The sequence below is a fragment of the Plantibacter sp. CFBP 8804 genome (assembly GCF_014841225.1).
Classification (GTDB): domain Bacteria; phylum Actinomycetota; class Actinomycetes; order Actinomycetales; family Microbacteriaceae; genus Plantibacter; species Plantibacter auratus.
In genome coordinates this window covers 204,183-222,764 of sequence record NZ_JACYTU010000004.1, presented here as the reverse complement: position 1 = coordinate 222,764, position 18,582 = coordinate 204,183, and the positions used below count along the sequence as shown (strand labels likewise).

The window sequence follows — 18,582 nt, the reverse complement described above, 5'->3', positions numbered from 1 at the left end:
AGCCTGTCGAGGGGTTCGCCCGTCGACAGGCTCAGGGACCGGGACCGACTGTTCGCACGTGTCGTATCGATTCCGGCCCGCCCGAGTGCCCAGCGCTCGGACGGGCCGGCCCCAACACCCCTCACTCACCCACTTCCTGGAGTGACCCATGCTCGGATTCATCCTCAGACGCCTGGTGTCCGGCGTCGTCCTCATCTTCGTGATCTCCGTGATCGCGTACTCCCTCCTCTACCTCGGCGGCGGCGACATCGCCCGCCGGATCCTCGGCCAGAGCGCCACCACCGAGACCGTCGCGAAGAAGGCCGCCGAACTCGGCCTCGACCGCCCGCTGCCGGTGCAGTACTTCGACTGGATCACCTCCGCCTTCCAGGGCGACCTCGGCCGCTCGTGGTTCACCGGCCAGCTCGTCTCCTCCGGCGTCACCGGCCGCCTCGCCGTCACCCTCTCGATCGTGCTCGGCGCGACCATCATCGCCGCGATCGTGTCCGTCATCCTCGGTGTCCTCGCCGCCCGTCGCGGTGGATGGATCGACAACGTCGTCCAGTTCATCTCCGTCATCGGCTTCGCCATCCCCAGCTTCCTCATCGCGCTCGTGCTCGTCATCACCTTCGCGATCAACCTGCGCCTGTTCAAAGCCACCGGGTACATCCCGATCACCACGTCCTTCTCCGGCTGGGTCGCCTCGGTGACATTGCCGATCATCGCCCTCGCGATCGGCGCCATCGCGACGGTCTCGCAGCAGGTGCGCGGTTCCGTCGTCGACGCGATGTCGAAGGACTACGTCCGGACGCTCCGCAGTCGCGGGCTCGGCACGGGCCGCGTCATCTACAAGCATGTGCTGCGGAACGCCGGCGGCCCCGCCCTCGCCGTCCTCGCCGTGCAGTTCATCGGCCTCCTCGGCGGCGCCGTCATCATCGAGCAGATCTTCGCCCTCCCGGGCATCGGTCAGCTCGCCGTGCAGGCCACGACCCAGGGCGACATCCCCATCGTCATGGGGGTCGTCATCGCGACGGCCATCATCGTCGTCGTCGTCAACCTGCTCATCGACCTCGCGCAGGCTGCGCTCAACCCGAAGGTGCGACTGTCATGACCGCCATCGAAACCCCGCTCACCGTCCCGACGCCGCAGGTCCGCGTCAACCTCCTACGTCGGCTCCTCAAGCGCCCGATCGGCGCCGCGTCGCTCGTGTTCCTCGCGCTCATCGGGGTCGTCGCGATCCTCGGACCGCTCATCGCCCCGCAGGACCCGAACCTCGCGTCCCTGCAGCAGGTCCTGGCGCCTCCGAGCGCCGACCACCTCCTCGGAGCGGACAGCGCCGGGCGCGACGTGTTCTCCCGCCTGCTCGCCGCCACCCAGATCAGCGTCGCCGCGGCGCTCCTCGCCCTCGTCGTCGCGATCGTCATCGGGGTCGTCGCCGGGCTGATCGCCGGGTACTACCAGGGCTGGTTCGACTCCGTGTCGTCCTGGTTCACTGGCCTCATCATGGCGCTGCCCGGCATCGTCGTCCTGCTCGCCGCCCGCGCCGTCCTCGGCCCGTCGGTCTGGATCTCGATGGCGATCTTCGGCATCCTGCTCTCGCCCTCCTACTTCCGGCTCGTGTACGCGGCGGTCACGGCCGTGCGCTCGGAGCTCTACGTCGACGCCGCCCGGGTCTCCGGCCTCAGCGACCCGCGCATCATCGGCAAGCACATCCTCTCCGTCGTCCGTGCACCGATCATCATCCAGTCGGCGATCATCGCGGGCATCGCCATCGCGATCCAGTCCGGCCTCGAGTTCCTCGGTCTCGGCGACCTGTCGGTGCCGACCTGGGGGTCGATGCTCAACGACGGCTTCACGAACATCTACAAGGCACCGATCCTCATGGTCTGGCCGTCGCTCGCGATCGCACTCACCTGCATCGCGCTCACCCTGCTCGCCAACGCGATGCGCGACGAGCTCGAGCGCACCGTGTCCGTCCGTCGGCGCCGTCGCAAGATCGTGACGACGTCGAAGACGGGCTCCAACACGATCGTCACGCAGTCGATCAGCACCTCCGGGATCAGCGAGGACGAGATCGTCGGCGTCCCACCCATCCGCCACGACGACGACGCCCGCGCCTCCGCTCGCGCCGAGGAGCTCGTCCTCAGCGTCCGCGACCTCCGCGTCGGCTACGACCAGGAGGGCGGCCGGGTCACCGAGGTCGTCCACGGCGTCGACCTCGACATCCGCAAGGGCGAGGTCCACGGCCTCATCGGTGAATCCGGCTCGGGCAAGACCCAGACCGCATGGGGTGTCCTCGGGCTCCTACCGCGCGGCGGGCGGGTCACCGACGGCACGATCCGCTACGAGGGCACCCGGCTCGACACCCTCGGGGAGCGCGAGTACACGGCGATCCGCGGCAAGCGCATCGGCTACATCCCGCAGGAGCCGATGTCGAACCTCGACCCGGCGTTCACGATCGGCAGCCAGCTCGTCGAACCCCTGCGCGTCACCCTTGGCCTCAGCAAGAAGGAGGCGACGGACAAGGCGCTCGCACTGCTCGAGCGGGTCGGCATCCCGAACCCCAAGCGCACCTTCGCCGCGTTCCCGCACGAGGTCTCGGGCGGTATGGCGCAGCGTGTGCTCATCGCCGGCGCCGTCTCCACGGACCCGGACATCATCATCGCCGACGAGCCCACCACCGCCCTCGATGTGACCGTGCAGGCGGAGGTCCTCGACCTGCTGCGCGACCTCCAGGCGGAGCGCCACATGGCGATGCTCCTCGTGACGCACAACTTCGGTGTGGTCGCCGACCTCTGCGACCGGGTCTCGGTCATGCAGAACGGCCTCATCGTGGAGACCGGGCCGGTGCGCTCGATCTTCAACCACGCACAGCACCCGTACACGCAGTCGCTGCTCGGCGCGATCCTCGACGAGGGTCCCGCCCGACCGGCACTCGCGACGAACCTGACAGGAGAGACCCGATGACGTCGTCACTGCTCGAGGTGAAGGACCTCGAAGTCGAGTACCCGGGCAAGGGGTTCCGTGCCCAGTCGTTCAAGGCGCTGAAGGGCGTGTCCATCGACATCAAGCCCGGTGAGACCGTCGGCCTCGTCGGCGAGTCCGGCTCCGGCAAGACCACACTCGGTCGCGCCGTGCTGGGCCTCGCCCCGGTCACCGGCGGCAGCATCCGCTACCGCGACCAGGGGATCGGGCACCTGAAGCGCAAGGAGCGCCGGGCACTCAGCTCAGAGATCCAGGTCGTGTTCCAGGACCCGTACTCCTCGCTCAACCCCTCGCTCACGATCGAGCAGATCCTCACCGAGCCGCTCACCGTCCGCGGTGTCTCCGGTGCCGACGCCCGCAAGCGCGTCGGATCCCTGCTCGACCAGGTGCAGCTGCCGACCGGCGCGGCCTCACGGCTCCCCCGGGAGTTCTCGGGCGGCCAGCGGCAACGCATCGCGATCGCCCGGGCGCTCGCCCTCGATCCGAAGCTCATCGTGTGCGACGAGCCCGTGTCGGCCCTCGACCTGTCGACGCAGGCGCGGGTCCTCGACCTCTTCATCGACATCCAGGAACAGACGGGCGTCGCCTACCTGTTCATCTCGCACGACCTCGCGGTCGTCCGGCACATCAGCCACCGCGTGGCGGTCATGTACCACGGCGAGATCGTCGAGTCCGGCGACGGCGACCAGGTGACGGCGCACCCGGCGCATCCCTACACGCAGCGCCTGTTCATGGCGGCACCGATCCCCGACCCGGACCGCCAGGAGGACCGCCGGGTGGAGCGACGCCGCCTCATCGACGAGCAGCGTGCGGCGGAGTCCGCCGCCTGACCGTCGCTTCGACCGCCCGGTCGGCCGGGGCCAGGAACCTGGCCGGCCGGGCGCACCACCCACACCATCCGGTCCCTGAGCTTGTCGAAGGGCCCACATCCGGTCCCCGAGACCCACATCGGTCCCTGAGACCCACAACCGGTCCCTGAGACCCACATCCGGTCCCTGAGACCCACCATCCGGTCCCTGAGCTTGTCGAAGGGCCACCCCAGAACGGACCCACATCGCATGACCATCACCACTCCCCGGCACGCCGCCGTCACGAAGCCCGTCGACACCGCGGCGATCGACGCCCTCGTCGCCCGGCTCGACCTCGAGGAGAAGGTCGCGCTCGTCTCCGGTGCCGACTTCTGGACCACGGTCCCGCTCGAGAAGATCGGCCTCCGCGCCATGGTCCTGTCCGACGGCCCGGCCGGCGTCCGCGGTCCGCTGTGGGACGAGCGCTCGCCGTCCATCAACCTCCCGTCAGCGACCGCGCTGGCGTCATCGTGGGATCCGTCGCTCGCCTACCGATACGGCGCCGTCGCCGCGGCCGAGGCCCGCCGCAAGGGCGTCGACGTCGTCCTCGGCCCGACCATCAACCTCCACCGGTCCCCGCTCGGCGGGCGGCACTTCGAGGCGTTCAGCGAGGACCCGGAACTCACCGGTTCGCTCGCGGCCGCCTACGTCAGTGGCCTGCAGGACAACGGTGTCGCCGCGACCCCGAAGCACTACGTCGCCAACGATTCCGAGACCGACCGCTTCACGGTCGACGTGCATGCGGGCGAGCGTGCCCTCCGCGAGCTCTACCTCGCGCCGTTCGAGCGCACGGTGACCGAGGCCGGCACCTGGGCGATCATGAGCGCCTACAACTCCGTCGACGGCGTCACGATGAGCGAGAACGACCTCCTGGAGACGCCGCTCAACTCGGAGTGGGGCTTCGACGGCGTCGTCGTCAGCGACTGGACCGGCGTCCGCAGCCTCGGCTCGGCACCGGCGTCGCAGGACCTCGCCATGCCCGGCCCCGCTCCCGCATGGAGCGCGGCCCTCGTCGAGGCCGTCCGCGACGGCCGCGTCGCCGAAGCCGACGTCGACCGCAAGGTCGCCCGACTCCTCGCCCTCGCGGTCCGTGTCGGTGCCCTCGGCGAGGAAGCGCTGGCGCCGGCCCCGGTCGACGGGGTCGCCTTCTCCCGCGAGGCCGAGACCGAGGGCGTCGTGCTGCTCGACAACGACGGCACGCTCCCCCTCGACGCCGCCGCGCTCACCCGCGTCGCCGTCATCGGGCACAACGCCCGCGACTCGCGCACCCAGGGCGGTGGCAGCGCGACGGTCCTCCCCGAGCACACCGTCAGCCCGCTGGAGGGACTCCGACTCGCGCTCCCCGAGGCGACGATCGACTACGCCGTCGGCGCGATCGTGCAGGAGGGCGTCGCCGAACTCCCGCTTGAGCGCCTCACCAATCCGCGCACGGGTGACCCCGGTCTCGTCGCCACGTTCCTCGACGCCGACGGTGTGGAACTCTTCACCGAGGACCGCCGGTCCACCGCGCTCGTCTGGTTCGGTGGCGACGCCCCGGTCACCACGGCGTCGCAGCTCGTGCTCACCACCACATACACGCCGGAGGCCACCGAGCAGCTGCGACTCGGCTTCGCCACGGGGCTCCACGGCCGGCTCTTCGTCGACGGCGTCCTCCTCGTCGACGAGCAGCCCGTGGTCGTCGGGAACGACCTCGGCGCGGCGCTGCTCGCCCCGCCGTCGGCGACGGGGGCGTTCGCCGCCCAGGCCGACGTCGCCGTCGAACTCCGCGCGGAGTTCGACCTCTCCCCGAGCGAGAACGGTCTCGGCGCGATCAGCGTCACCGTCGGTCGCGCTCCCGACGACTCCGACCCCGACGCCCTCATCGCCCAGGCGGTCGAGGCGGCCCGCGCGGCCGATGTCGCCGTCGTGGTCGTCGGCACGAACTCGAAGGTCGAATCGGAGGGCTGGGACCGCAGCGACCTCACCCTCCCTGGCCGTCAGGACGAGCTCGTCCGCGCCGTCGCCGCCGTGAACCCGCGCACCGTCGTGATCGTCAACTCCGGCGCCCCGGTCCTGCTCCCCTGGAGCGACGAGGTCGCCGCCGTGCTCCTCGGCTGGTTCGGCGGACAGGAGATGGGCAACGCCCTGGCCGACGTGCTCCTCGGTGTCGCCGAACCCGGTGGTCGTCTGAGCACCACCTGGGCTGCGGCGCTCGACGACGTCCCGGTGCTCGACGTCACCCCGGTGGACGGCGTGCTCCGCTACGAGGAGGGCATCCACATCGGCTACCGCGCGTGGCTCCGCTCGGCTGCCACGCCCGCCTACTGGTTCGGCCACGGGCTCGGGTACACGAGCTGGTCCATCGACGATGGCGAGATCTCGGGTGGCGTCGCCTCCGACAGCGCCCGCGTCTCCGGGACCGCGACGAACACCGGCGACCGCGCCGGCAAGCACGTCGTCCAGGTGTACGCGGAGCGACCGGACTCCTCGGTCGACCGCCCCGTGCGCTGGCTCGTCGGATCGGCCGTCGTCCGCGCGGGCGCCGGCGAATCGGTCGCCTGGGAGGTCGCGCTGCCGGCCCGGGTCTTCGCCCACTGGGCGGACGGCTGGCAGGTCGAGCCAGGCGACGTCACCCTCCGGATCGGATCGTCCGTCGTCGACCTGGTTCACGAACACGTCGTCACCATCGCGGCAGGGACTTCCCGATGACCGCGCACGTGGCGCGGATCGGTCGGCTGCGGGCGGAGACCCGTGACGACAGCCCCGCGGTCGCGACGCCGACGCCTCGGTTGAGCTGGACCGTCGAGACCGGTGGCTCCGACTGGGTGCAGGCCTGGGCCGAGCTCCGGGACGGCAGTGGTGTCACGGCGCGTGTCGAGGGCCGCGACTCCGTCCTCGTCTCCTGGCCGTTCACCCCGCTCGCGCCGGACGAGGTGCGCACCGTCGAGGTCCGTGCCGCGTCGACCGCGGGTGAGGAGACACCCTGGAGCGAGCCGACCGTCGTCGAGGCCGCGTTCCTCGCCGACGGAGCCTGGACCGCCCGCTTCATCGGTCTCGCGGCGCCCGAACGTCCGGCGCAGCCGATCCGGGTGCGCCGCACCTTCACGGTCGGCGGGCCCGTCCGTCGCGCCCGGCTGTTCTGGACCGCGCTCGGTGCCGCCGAACCGCAGCTGAACGGGATGCCCGCCTCGGAGGACGTCCTCTCCCCCGGCTGGACCGCCTACGGCGACCGCCTCGTGCACGAGACCGTCGACGTCACCGCGCTCGTCGAGCCGGGCGAGAACGTCCTCGCCGCGACCGTCGCCGGCGCCTGGTACACCGAGCGGTACGGGTTCTTCCAGTTCGCCGAGCGGATCTACGGCGACCAGCCACGCTTCGCCGCCCAGCTGCAGCTCGACTACCTCGACGGGACGACGGAGACGCTCGTCACCGATGCGAGCTGGTCGGCGGCCGACGGTGCCGAGCTCGTCGACAGCGGCATCTACGCCGGCGAGACGATCGACACCACCCTGGCCGAACCCGGCTGGTCGACGACGGCGTTCGACGCGTCCACCTGGGCCCCGGCCCTCGTCGACGACGCTGCGCACCCGGTGCCGGAGGCCCGCATCGCCGCGCCCGTCCGTCGCATCGAGGAGCGCGCGGTGGCGGAGGTGCTCACCTCGCCGTCCGGCGCGACCATCCTCGACTTCGGCCAGAACCTCGTCGGCCGCCTCCGGCTCACCGTCGCCGGCCCGCGTGGCACGACGCTCACGCTCCGGCACGCCGAGGTCCTCGACGAGGGCGAACTCGCCCTGCGTCCCCTCCGGAACGCCGCAGCCACCGACCACGTCACGCTCTCGGGCGACGGCGAGCAGACGATCGAGCCCCGCTTCACCTTCCACGGCTTCCGCTACGCACAGATCGACGGCTGGCCGGGCGCGTTCGACCCGGCGTCGGTCACCGCCGTCGTCCTCCACAGCGACCTCACGCGCACGGGTTGGTTCTCCTCCTCGCACAAGCTGCTCGACCGCCTCCACGAGAACGTCGTCTGGGGCATGCGCGGCAACTTCCTGAGCATCCCGACCGACTGCCCGCAGCGCGACGAACGGCTCGGCTGGACGGGTGACCTGCAGGTCTTCGCACCGACCGCGAGCTTCCTCTACGACAGCTCCGCCTTCCTCGACTCCTGGCTGCGCGACCTCGCGCTCGAGCAGGGACACCAGGACGGTGTCGTCCCCATGGTGGTCCCGGCCGCGCTGTCCGGATTCGCCGGTGGCGGCCCGACCGCGGCCTGGGGCGACGCCGCGACCGTCGTGCCGTGGGTGCTCCACGAGCGCTACGGCGACCTCGGGATCCTGCGCGAGCAGTACCCGTCGATGCGCTCCTGGGTGGAGGCCGTCCTCCGGGTGAGCACCGACGGTCTCTGGTCGAACACCTTCCAGCTCGGCGACTGGCTCGACCCGAGCGCGCCGCCGGACCAGCCGGCGAAGGCCAGGGTCGACTCGGACATCGTCGCGAGCGCCTATCACGCGCGATCCCTCCGGATCCTCGCCGACACCGCCGAGCTCCTCGGGGAGACGGCGGACGCCGAGCGGTACGGCGAACTGGCCGAGCGGAGTCGGGCGGCCTTCACCGCCGAGTACGTGACGCCCGCCGGCCGGATGATGTCCGACGCGCCGACCGCGTACGCCCTCGCCCTGCGGTTCGACCTCGTCGACGACCCCGCCCTGCGGCAACGCCTCGCGGACCGCCTCGCCGACCTCGTCCGCGCCGACGGCTACCGCATCGGGACCGGCTTCGTGGGGACCCCGCTCATCACCGACGCGCTCGCGGACGGCGGACACCTCCGCGCGGCCGGCCGCCTCATGCTCCAGACCGAGAACCCCTCCTGGCTCTCGCCCGTCACCAAGGGCGCGACCACGATCTGGGAGCGCTGGGACAGCCTGCTCGAGGACGGCTCGGTCAACCCTGGCGAGATGACCTCGTTCAACCACTACGCGCTCGGCGCCGTCGCCGACTGGCTGCACCGCACCGTGGCCGGCCTCGCTCCCGCGGCTCCCGGCTACCGCGAACTCCGGATCGCACCGCGGCCGATCGACGGGCTCGACCACGCCGAGGCCCGACACGTCACGCCCTACGGCGAGGCGTCGGTGGCGTGGCGGCGCGAAGGGTCGTCCCTCCGGGTGTCGGCGGTCGTGCCGCCGAACACGACGGCGACGGTCGCGTTGCCGGGCGCCGCGGAGGAGACGGTCGGGTCCGGTCGCCACGATTGGACGATCGAGGTCCCCGACGCCGGATCGAGTGCCGACGACGACATCACGCTCGGCCTCGACTCGCCGCTCTCCGAGATCATCGACCGACCGGCCGCGTACGACGCCCTCCTCAGCTCGGTGGGTGCCCACGATCAGGCCAAGGCCGACGACATCCGCCGCGGCACCCAGTGGAGTCGTGGTCGGACCGTCCGTCAGCTCCTCATGTTCACGCCGCCGTCGATGCTCGACGACGTGGACGCAGCGCTTGCTGCAGCCACTCCGGCATCAGGAGTTGCGCGATAACCCCCACTCGACTGTTCCACGTGCAACACTCGCACCGCCTGCACCAGTAGCACCCGCCGCCGACCCGCTCGGCTGATCACAGGAGATCCATGTTCGACCGCAGTTCCGCCTTCGGAGACGTCATCGAGAGCCCGGCGGGTCGCACCGTCCTCGAGCAGTTCCTGCCCGGCATCGCCGCGTCGCCGATGGCCAAGCAGTTCCGCAGCATCCGTCTCGGGCAGCTGTCGGCGATCGTGCCGGAGCTGCAGGACGATGCGGCGAAGGATCGTCTCTGGGCGGCGCTCGCACAGGTCGACGACGGTCCCGACGCCCGCGCCCCCTACGGCGCCGCGATCGAGCCCGCTCACGACTACGAGGGAGAGGACGTCCCTCGCGGCTCGGCGACCCTGACGGTCCCCGTCGACGTCCCGCAGTACGGCGTCGTGGAGATCCGGATGGACGGGCCGTCGCACGGCAACCCCTTCGTCGACGTCGAGCTGAGCGCGACCTTCACGAACGGTGCACGCGAGCTCACCGTCGGCGGGTTCTACGACGGCGACGGCCGGTACCTGGTGCGGCTGCTCGCCGAGGAGCAGGGCGAGTGGTCGTTCACCACGAGCTCGACCGCCCGATCACTCGACGGCGTCGCCGGCGCGTTCACCGTGTCGGCCGCGGCGACGGGCAGCCACGGACCGGTGCGCGTCGACGGCTTCCACTTCGCCCACGCCGACGGCACCCGCCATCGCCCGCTCGGCACGACCGCCTACGCCTGGACGCACCAGCCCGAGGAGCTGCAAGAAGAGACGCTCCGCGCCCTCGAAGCCGCGCCGTTCACGAAGATCCGCATGTGCGTGTTCCCGAAGTCGTACCTCTACAACGCGAACGAGCCGGAGACGTTCCCCTTCGTCGGCTCGCTCGCCGACGGGTTCGACCACGAGCGCTTCGACCCGGCGTACTGGGCGAACCTCGAGCGGCGCATCACCCAGCTCGGCGCGCTCGGCATCGAAGCGGACCTCATCCTCTTCCACGCCTACGACCGCTGGGGCTTCGCGGACCTCGGTCCGGCCGTCGACGAACGGTACCTCCGCTACGTCGTCCGCCGGCTGGCCGCGTTCGCGAACGTGTGGTGGTCGATGGCGAACGAGTACGACCTGCTCTGGGCGAAGACGAACGACGACTGGGAGCGACTCGCGGCGGTCGTCGGCGCGGAGGACCCGCACGGCCACCTCAACTCCATCCACAACTGCCAGGGGTTCTACGACTACGCGAAGCCCTGGATCACGCACTGCAGCGTGCAGCGCGTCGACGTCTACCGGACCGCGGAGAACACCGACGCCTGGCGCGAGCAGTGGGGCAAGCCGATCGTCATCGACGAGTGCGCCTACGAGGGCGACATCGACCAGGGCTGGGGCAACATCACCGGCGAGGAGATGGTGCGACGGTTCTGGGAGGGTGCGATCCGCGGCGGCTACGTCGGCCACGGCGAGACCTACCTCAACGACCGGGAGGAGCTGTTCTGGTCGAAGGGCGGGCCGCTCATCGGTTCGAGTCCCGACCGCATCGCGTTCCTGGAACGCATCACGGCGGAGTCCCCGACGGGCGTCCTCGACCCGCTGCCCGGCGACTGGGACGTGCCGTGGGGCGGGGTGGCCGGCCGCTACGTCATCGGCTACTTCGGCTTCAACCGGCCGCGGTTCCGCAACGTCTTCCTCCCCGAGGGCGAGTTCCACGTCGACGTGCTCGACACCTGGAACATGACGGTCGAGACCCTCCCCGGCACGTACACCGGTACGGTCCGGGTCGACCTGCCCGGTCGCCAGTTCATGGCGGTCCGCCTCCGCCTCGTGGAGTAGCCGCCCCCGGCCGCCGGGCCCGGCTTGTCCGGTCACCGGGCCCACCCTTCCCGGGCACTGAGCCTGTCGAAGTGCCGAGCAACCTTCCCCGCTCGCTGGCCCACCGGCCACCGGTCACTGGGCCCACCCTCCCCCGGTCACTGGGCCTGTCGAAGTGCCGATCAACCCTCCCCGCTGACTGGGCCCATCCGCCACCGGTCACTGGGCCCACCGCCACCGGTCACTGGGCCACCCTCCCCGGCCACTGGGCCACCCTCCCCGGTCACTGAGCCTGTCGAAGTGCCGAGCAACCCTCTCCGCGACCCCGCCTCCACACCGTTGACACGTTTGTTCGGACCCTTTACAGTTGTCGGGCATTGACGCAACCCCCGTTGCAACATGCGCAATCGCCCGACGACTGGAGAGCGGCCCATGGATCACGGCACCGGCACCATCCTCCCGGGCGGCGTCCTCCGCGGCACCGCCCTCACCGCCCTGCTGCCCACCTGGGTGACCGGCGGTGGCGGTGACGCCGTGATCGACCGCCTCCGTGACGACGCCGTCGTCGATGAACTCGAACGCGCCTTCGCCGAGCCGCCGGTCCACGAGCGCGTCGACTGGTCCGCCGTCCGGATCGCACAGGTGTCGCACCCCGACCTCCGCGAGCTCGTCGGCCGCAGCATCGCCGAGCTCGCCGCCGAGGCCGGACAGTCGCCGCTCACCGTCGTCTCGGATACGCTGATCGCCGACCGGCTCACCACCCTCGTCGACCACCCGTCCTGACCTCCACCATCCGGGACCGTTCTCAGGAGTCCTCCGGCGTGTCACCGGGTTCCCGGCCAGCCGCGCCGCAGATGTCCTGAGAACGGCCCATCAGCACTCGAGGAGAGAACCACCGATGCTTCCACTGCCCGTGTCCATCCAGCAGCACGACGGCGCCTTCACGCTGAGCGAGACGACCGGGCTCGGCGGTGACCGCCGCTTCACGGCCGCGACCCGCTGGTTGCGCGGGGCGCTGCAGACGTCGACCGGGTTCGACCTCGACGCACGGATCGACCTGCGGACCGACAGCATCGCGTTCATCCACGACGACACCGTCGCGGCCGGCGGCTACCGGCTCGTGGTGGACGCGGACGGTGTGCGCATCGTCGCCGCCGACGCCTCCGGCGCGTTCTCCGGTGCGGTGACCCTGACCCAGCTCCTCCCCCCGGCGGTCAACCGCCGTGCGCTCGTCCCCGGCGTCGACTGGACCGTCCCGGCGACGACCATCGACGACGCCCCGCGCTTCGGGTGGCGCGGCGTCATGCTCGACGTGGCACGGCACTTCCTCCCCACGTCCGACGTGCTGCGGTTCATCGACCTCGCCGCGCGCCACAAGCTCAACGTCCTCCACTTCCACCTCACCGACGACCAGGGCTGGCGCATCCAGATCGACGCCTTCCCGAAGCTGACCGAGGTCGGCGGGTGGCGGACCGAGAGCCAGCGCGGCGCGGCGCGGCACGCTCCCGGCGACGGCCGCCCGCACGGCGGCTTCTACACGAAGGACGACCTGCGCGAGATCGTCGCCTACGCCGCTGAGCGGTCCATCACGGTCGTCCCCGAGATCGACCTGCCCGGCCATGCGCGAGCGATCATCGCCGCGTACCCCGAGCTGGGTGTGCCGGATGTGGCGCAGGACGCGGACGAGCCGTCGGTGTGGACGCGGTGGGGGATCAACGAGGCGATCCTCGACATGGGCGAGGAGACGGTCGCGTTCTTCCGCACCGTGTTCGACGAGGTCATGGAGCTCTTCCCGTCGACCTTCATCGGCGTCGGTGGCGACGAGGCGAAGAAGACCCGCTGGGCGGCGAGCGCCCGGACCCAGGCGCTCATGGCCGAGCGTGGGCTCGACACCGTCGAAGCGCTGCAGGCGTGGTTCATCCGCCAGCTCGAGGCGCACCTGTCCGCCGCCGGCCGACGCCTGTACGGCTGGGACGAGATCCTCGAGGGCGGCGGATTGCCGAAAGACGCGACCGTCGCCTCATGGCGCGGCGAGTTCGGTGCGGTCGCCGCCGCACGCCAGGGGTACGACGTCATCGCCTGCCCGGACGACCGCGTCTACCTCGACTACCGCGAGTCGGAGCTGCCGGGTGAGCCGATTCCGGTCGGCCCGCCGCTGACGGTCGCGGAGGTGTACACCTTCGAGCCGGTGCCGGCTGAGCTGACGGAGGCTCAGGCCGAGCACATCATCGGGGTGCAGGCGAACATCTGGACCGAGCACATGGACTCCGCCCGCGTCATCGACTACCAGGGGTATCCGCGGCTGTGCGCCCTCGCCGAGGTCGCCTGGGTCGGCCGCGAGCGCGACCTCGCGGGCTTCGAGGCGCGGCTGCAGCAGCACCTCGCCCGCCTCGACGCCCTCGGGGTCGAGTACCGCCGCACCACGGGACCGTTCCCGTGGCAGGAGCGTCCCGACGCCGAAGGTCGACCGTCCACCCGCGAGCAGCGGGCCGCCCTCGTCGCCGAACTCACGAAGGACATCCGCGCCTGACGCCGGCCGCGGGCCTGCCGCCCGGTCTCTAAGCCTCCCGTCGGTCCCTAAGCCTCCCGCCCGGTCTCTAAGCCTCCCGTCGGTCCCTAAGCCTCCCGCCAAGTCCCCGAGCCCCCAACCCGGTCCCTGAGCCTGTCGAAGGGCCCCGCAAGCCCCTCGTGCGCACTTCGACAAGCTCAGTGACCGGAAGAGGGCCGCCGTCGCGCGCACCGGTCCCTGAGCCTGTCGAAGGGCAGCCCCGCACGAGCCCCGTGTCCACTTCGACAAGCTCAGTGACCGGAAGAGGCCCAGCCTCGCGCGCTTCGGCCCCTGAGCCTGTCGAAGGGCAGCCCCGCAAGATCCTCGTGGGCACTTCGACAAGCTCAGTGACCGGAAGAGGGCCGCCGTCGCGCGCACCGGTCCCTGAGCCTGTCGAAGGGCAGCCCCGCACGAGCCCCGTGTCCACTTCGACAAGCTCAGTGACCGGAGGAGGTCCACCGTCGCGCGCTTCGACCCCTGAGCCTGTCAAAGGGCGTCCGCCTCAGGTGACGAGCGCGTACTCGGTCCCCGAGCGCGTGCGTTCGACGAGCTGCGCGTCGACGAGGTACCGCCGGAGCACCGCGACGTCGTCGTGGAACGCGGACAACCGCTCGTTGATCTCGGCTTCGTCGACCACCTCGCCCGGCTGGAGCGCTGATGCCGCGACGCGCTGCAACAGCGCCTGCCGCTCGTCCGGATTCGACGGGTACTGCACGATCCGACCGTCGACCAGGAAGCGGTCGATCCCTTCGCGCTTCGGCGGTGCGGCGGCCGCGAGGAGGTCCCGGAACACCCTGCCCGAAGTGCGTCCGTCAACATCCAGCAGGCCCACCCGAGACAACGTCTGAACGCTCTGCTCGGCCCGTCGCACAGCACGCTGGGTGGCGCCGAGGTCGGGCTCCTGCCCGAGGACGAGTTGCGCGTACACCGTCCGGGCGTCGTCGTTCGCGAGGGCGGCGGCCAGTGCACGCCAATCCGTCGTCGTCCGTTCCTCGTCCGGCACTACCCATCCTCCTGCGGTCGACGACATCGTCCTCAACGGTACCCGCGTCGACCGGAACAGCCGATCACCCGTCCTGTCGCTGCGAGGCCGGGACGATGACGACGCTGCAGAGGTGGGTGCCCACCACCGACCATCGTCCGGCGAAGGTGCGCGGCGTGGTCGAGCGCGCGGTCCGACCGGCCGGCACGACGACCCGCGCATCGAACGACCCACGATCCGGGTGGATCACCACCTCACACGCCGTGTAGTCGACCCACCGGCCGGTGAGCGGGTACCACGCCTTGAAGACGCTCTCCTTGACGCTCCACAGCACGGCGCTCCACGCGACGGCCGGATGGCTCGAGGCGAGCCGCGTGAGCATGGACGCCTCACTCCCGCAGACGATCGTCGCCGCGACGGCGGGATGGACGGGCCGGTGCACCTCGACGTCGATCCCGATGGCGCTCGCGACACCGACGTGACCGACGGCTGCGATCGTGAAGCCGGGGCAGTGCGAGAGACTCCCGACGACGCCGGTCGGCCAGACCGGTTGCCCGCCCTCCCCCGTCGGGATGTCCGTGGAGCGCTGGCCGAGCATCGCGAGTGCCGCCCTGGCGCAGTCGCGCGCCGAGCGGGATTCGGTGCTCCGAAGAGCCTGAGTCGGACGGACCCCGAACGGCCCGGGTGCGGTGCCGACGGACGCCGAGACGACGACGCCCGACGGCACCTGCATCCGGAGAGCGTCGACGACCGCGGCTGCGGATTCAGCCACTCGATCGACGCGGGGATGCCAAGCGCGTCGCGGGGTCCGAGGCGGGGATGCCGACCCGGAACCAGGCGACGAGCTGCTCGTCCCGGGCGATTTGCCAGCGTTCGTCGAGCATGGCTCTGGTTTCCGGACAGTCGAGCGGCGCGCTCTGGGGATGCACGTACAGGCCGTGGCGCTGGAAGCCGAGCCAGAGCCGGGCGAGCAGTCGCCCAGCGGCGAGTTCCTGTGGGGCCTCGGTGGGACTGACCACGCCGAGGACGGTGCCGGAGCCCTGGGTCGCGGAGGCCGACATCCTCGCCAACAACCCGGGCAGCCCGACGCCGCGAAGCGCGCGGAACACCCGCGGGCTGATCAGCGTCCGCAGGCCGGCTCGTTCGACCTTCGACAGCACGAGCATCGCGTCGTTGAGTCCGTCCTCGCCGTAGTCGGGGTGGCGCGGCGACAGGCGGGTCCACCGGTGGAGCTCGGCGACGATCGCCGCGTCGCCGAAGAACCACCGGTTGGCTCGGATGAGGAACGGACGGGCGTCCCGGGTCGGCATCGAGACGAGCCGGAACCCCGCACGCTCCGCCTCCGCAGCGGCCGCCGTGAGGACGTCGGGCGGAGGAGCGCCGTCCCGCCATCGCCCTCGCCAGACGCGTCGTCCACGGACGTCCGCCGAGGAGAACGTCGTCTGGTAGCCCTCCGGGTGGCGCGAGAACCGGCCGACCTCATCGGTCTCCGCGTCACCGCCGGTGGAGGCCTCGAAGCGCAGTCCGACACCGGCCGACGCCGCACAGATGAGGAGTGACTCGACGAACGCCCCGAACGACAGCATCGTGTCGCGTCCTCGCGGATCGCTCGCGCCGAGGGTGCGAGTGCGATCCCGGCGGAGGACGAGTTCGTCGCCCTGACAGTCCACGCCCCACGGCTGCGTGTTGTGGGCGTTCGCCGCACGAGCCGCCTCGGACACGAGCGCCGAGAGGTCGTCATCGGCCGACAGGCCGCTGAACCGCGCGTCCATTCAGCCCTCCGTGATCCCGATGCGACGGTGGATCGCCGCGAGCCACCGCGGCGCCCACCAGTTGTATCGTCCGGCGACGCGCATGAAGACCGGGACGAGCACGCCGCGGATCAGGATGGCGTCGATGAGGATCGCGATACCGGTACCGATGCCGAGCATCTTGATGATCGACACCCCGGAGGTCGCCATGGCGAAGAACGACACCGCGAGGATCGCCGCAGCGGCCGTGATGATCGGGCCGCTCGCACCGAGCCCGCTCCGCACCGCCTCCGCGAGATCGCCCGTGGCACGGAACCGTTCCTGGATCCGCGCGAGGAGGAACACCTCGTAGTCCATCGAGAGTCCGAAGGCGATGCAGAACAGCAGGATCGGGATCGAGATGGCGATGGGCGACGGGGTGAAGCCGAGCACGTCCGACAGGTTGCCGTCCTGGAAGAGGAACACGATGACGCCCAGGATGCCGACCAGCCCGACCACGTTCAGCACCAGCGCCTTGATCGGGAGCAGCACGCTCCCCGTGAACAGGAAGAGGATGATCAGGGTCATGAGCGCGATGGCCGCGGCGGCGAACGGCAGACGCGCCGAGATGGAGTCACCGATGTCGATCATCTGCGCCGCGAGGCCACCGACCAGGACGGTCGAGCCGGCTCCAGGGTCCACCGCGCGGACGTCGCGGACGAGCTCCGAGCCCTCGGGCGAGTACGGGACGACGTCGGTCGCGACCTGCAGCCAGAGCGCCGAACCGTCGCGGAAGTGCTGCTCCGTCCGAGCATCGGCCGGGACGACGAGGCGTCCGTCGACGAAGCTGCCGAGGGACGTCGTGACGGCCTCGACGCCCATGATCGAGGAGAGCTCGGTGGCGTACTCCTCGAGCTCGCGGTCCGTCCCCGCCCAGTCCTCGGTGACGACGGAGACGGCGTCCGCCTCGGCGACGTCGAAGTCGGACCGCATGATGTCCGCCACGACACGACTCTCGGCGTCGGCGGGGAGCACTCGTTCGTCGGGTACCCCGAACTCCGCGTGCGCGAACGGCGCGGCCATGGCGATGAGCAGCGCGATCACGGGCACCGCCAACCACGGACGGCGATACGCGTGGTCGCCCACCCGGTACCAGAACCGACCCTCGGCCCCGGCCGGGCGCCGCGAGCGCAGACGGCCCCAGTCGATCCGGCGACCCAGGAGGGTGAGGGCTGCGGGCAGCAGGACGACCGCGCCCACCACGGAGCAGGCCACGATGACGAGTCCCGCGATGGCGAACGAGCGCAGGAAGTACTGGTCGAACAGCATCAGCGTGGCGAGCGCCGCGGCGACGACGACGCCGCTGAACACGATGGTCCGGCCGGTCGTCCGCCGAGCGATCCGCAACGCCTCCTCGTCGGTGGCTCCGCCCGAGCGTTCGTCCCGATAGCGGGTGAGGAACAGCAGGCAGTAGTCGATGGCGAGTCCGAGGCCCAACGCGGTGACGAGGTTGACTGCGAACAGGGAGACCGAGGTGAGCTGCGCGACCACGTTCAGCAGGCCGAGGGAACCGAGGATCGTGACGCCCGCGACGCCGACGGGCAGCAGCGCGGCCACCACACCGCGGAACGCGAAGAACAGCAGCACGAGGGTGATCGGGATGGCGATCGTCTCCGCGACGATGATGTCCGTCTTGACCTGCGCGTTCAGGTCGTCGTTGATCCCCGCGATGCCGCCGAACCGGACCGTGGCCGACGTCACCTCCTCGGTGATCGTCCCGCGGAGCGCGGTGGTCGCGCGTTGCACCGTGTCCTCGTCTCCGGCGAGCGCCACGAGCACGACGCCGCGGTCCGTGTCGCTCCGCAGCTGCTCCGCGTCGGCGTAGGAGCCGGTGACGCTGGCGCCGTCCACATCGTCAACAGCGCCGACGATGTCGTCGAGCGCCTCCCTGCCGGCGGCGCTGTCGAGTCCGTCGGAGACGTCCACGACGAGGACGAGTTTCGGGTCGCTGCCGGGGAACCGGTCGGCGAGCACGTCCGCTGCGGCCACGGAGTCGGACTGCGGGTCGTCGAACCCGCCCGTCTTGAGGTTGTCGAGGACGTCGGCCCCCGCGATGCCCGCCACGATCGCGAACACCAGGCCGATCAGGAGCGTGATCACCGCCCGTCGTCTGGGAGTCGTTCTGG

12 protein-coding genes are annotated in these 18,582 nt (G+C 71.0%); 8 read left to right on the top strand and 4 right to left on the bottom strand.

Annotation, left to right across the window (positions count from 1 at the left end; translation table 11 throughout):
- The first annotated feature begins 148 nt into the window (after positions 1–148).
- The 8 genes from IFU11_RS10965 (at position 149) to IFU11_RS10930 (ending at position 13,666) form a co-directional block, all read left to right on the top strand.
- Positions 149–1,090 carry an ABC transporter permease gene (locus tag IFU11_RS10965; RefSeq protein WP_079704501.1) on the top strand — a complete coding sequence of 314 codons (942 nt, stop codon included), beginning with the start codon at positions 149–151 and terminating at the stop codon, positions 1,088–1,090.
- Positions 1,087–2,946 (top strand): dipeptide/oligopeptide/nickel ABC transporter permease/ATP-binding protein, encoded by a 1,860-nt coding sequence (locus IFU11_RS10960; RefSeq protein WP_192018971.1) that lies wholly within the window; start codon positions 1,087–1,089, stop codon positions 2,944–2,946. The genes IFU11_RS10965 and IFU11_RS10960 overlap by 4 nt, the downstream gene beginning before the upstream one ends.
- A complete protein-coding gene (locus tag IFU11_RS10955; protein ID WP_192018970.1) occupies positions 2,943–3,794 on the top strand; it encodes an ATP-binding cassette domain-containing protein in 852 nt (283 codons plus the stop codon). Before IFU11_RS10960 ends, IFU11_RS10955 begins: the two co-directional genes overlap by 4 nt.
- A gap of 228 nt (positions 3,795–4,022) precedes the next feature.
- Positions 4,023–6,500 (top strand): beta-glucosidase family protein, encoded by a 2,478-nt coding sequence (locus IFU11_RS10950; RefSeq protein ID WP_192018969.1) that lies wholly within the window; start codon positions 4,023–4,025, stop codon positions 6,498–6,500.
- Positions 6,497–9,325 carry a family 78 glycoside hydrolase catalytic domain gene (locus tag IFU11_RS10945; protein ID WP_192018968.1) on the top strand — a complete coding sequence of 943 codons (2,829 nt, stop codon included), beginning with the start codon at positions 6,497–6,499 and terminating at the stop codon, positions 9,323–9,325. The genes IFU11_RS10950 and IFU11_RS10945 overlap by 4 nt, the downstream gene beginning before the upstream one ends.
- Before the next feature lie 89 nt (positions 9,326–9,414).
- Positions 9,415–11,157 (top strand): DUF5605 domain-containing protein, encoded by a 1,743-nt coding sequence (locus IFU11_RS10940; RefSeq protein WP_192018967.1) that lies wholly within the window; start codon positions 9,415–9,417, stop codon positions 11,155–11,157.
- Positions 11,158–11,568: 411 nt separating this feature from the next.
- Positions 11,569–11,919, top strand: coding sequence for a hypothetical protein (locus tag IFU11_RS10935; protein ID WP_192018966.1), 351 nt, complete (start codon positions 11,569–11,571; stop codon positions 11,917–11,919).
- 115 nt (positions 11,920–12,034) lie between these two features.
- The gene (locus IFU11_RS10930; RefSeq protein WP_192018965.1) at positions 12,035–13,666 is read left to right on the top strand and encodes a beta-N-acetylhexosaminidase; all 1,632 of its coding nucleotides are present in this window, start codon (positions 12,035–12,037) and stop codon (positions 13,664–13,666) included.
- Positions 13,667–14,186: 520 nt separating this feature from the next.
- Here the strand turns inward: IFU11_RS10930 and IFU11_RS10925 are convergent.
- The 4 genes from IFU11_RS10925 to IFU11_RS10910 form a co-directional block, all read right to left on the bottom strand.
- Entirely contained in the window at positions 14,187–14,687 is a 501-nt protein-coding gene (locus IFU11_RS10925; protein WP_342450787.1) for a DUF2087 domain-containing protein, read from the bottom strand.
- A gap of 64 nt (positions 14,688–14,751) precedes the next feature.
- Complete coding sequence (locus tag IFU11_RS10920; RefSeq protein ID WP_192018964.1) at positions 14,752–15,438, bottom strand: 4'-phosphopantetheinyl transferase family protein; 687 nt, start codon at positions 15,436–15,438, stop codon at positions 14,752–14,754.
- Positions 15,431–16,438, bottom strand: coding sequence for a hypothetical protein (locus IFU11_RS10915; RefSeq protein WP_192018963.1), 1,008 nt, complete (start codon positions 16,436–16,438; stop codon positions 15,431–15,433). Before IFU11_RS10915 ends, IFU11_RS10920 begins: the two co-directional genes overlap by 8 nt.
- Entirely contained in the window at positions 16,439–18,556 is a 2,118-nt protein-coding gene (locus IFU11_RS10910) for an MMPL family transporter (protein WP_192018962.1), read from the bottom strand. It abuts the gene before it with no gap.
- Between the last annotated feature and the right edge of the window lie 26 nt (positions 18,557–18,582).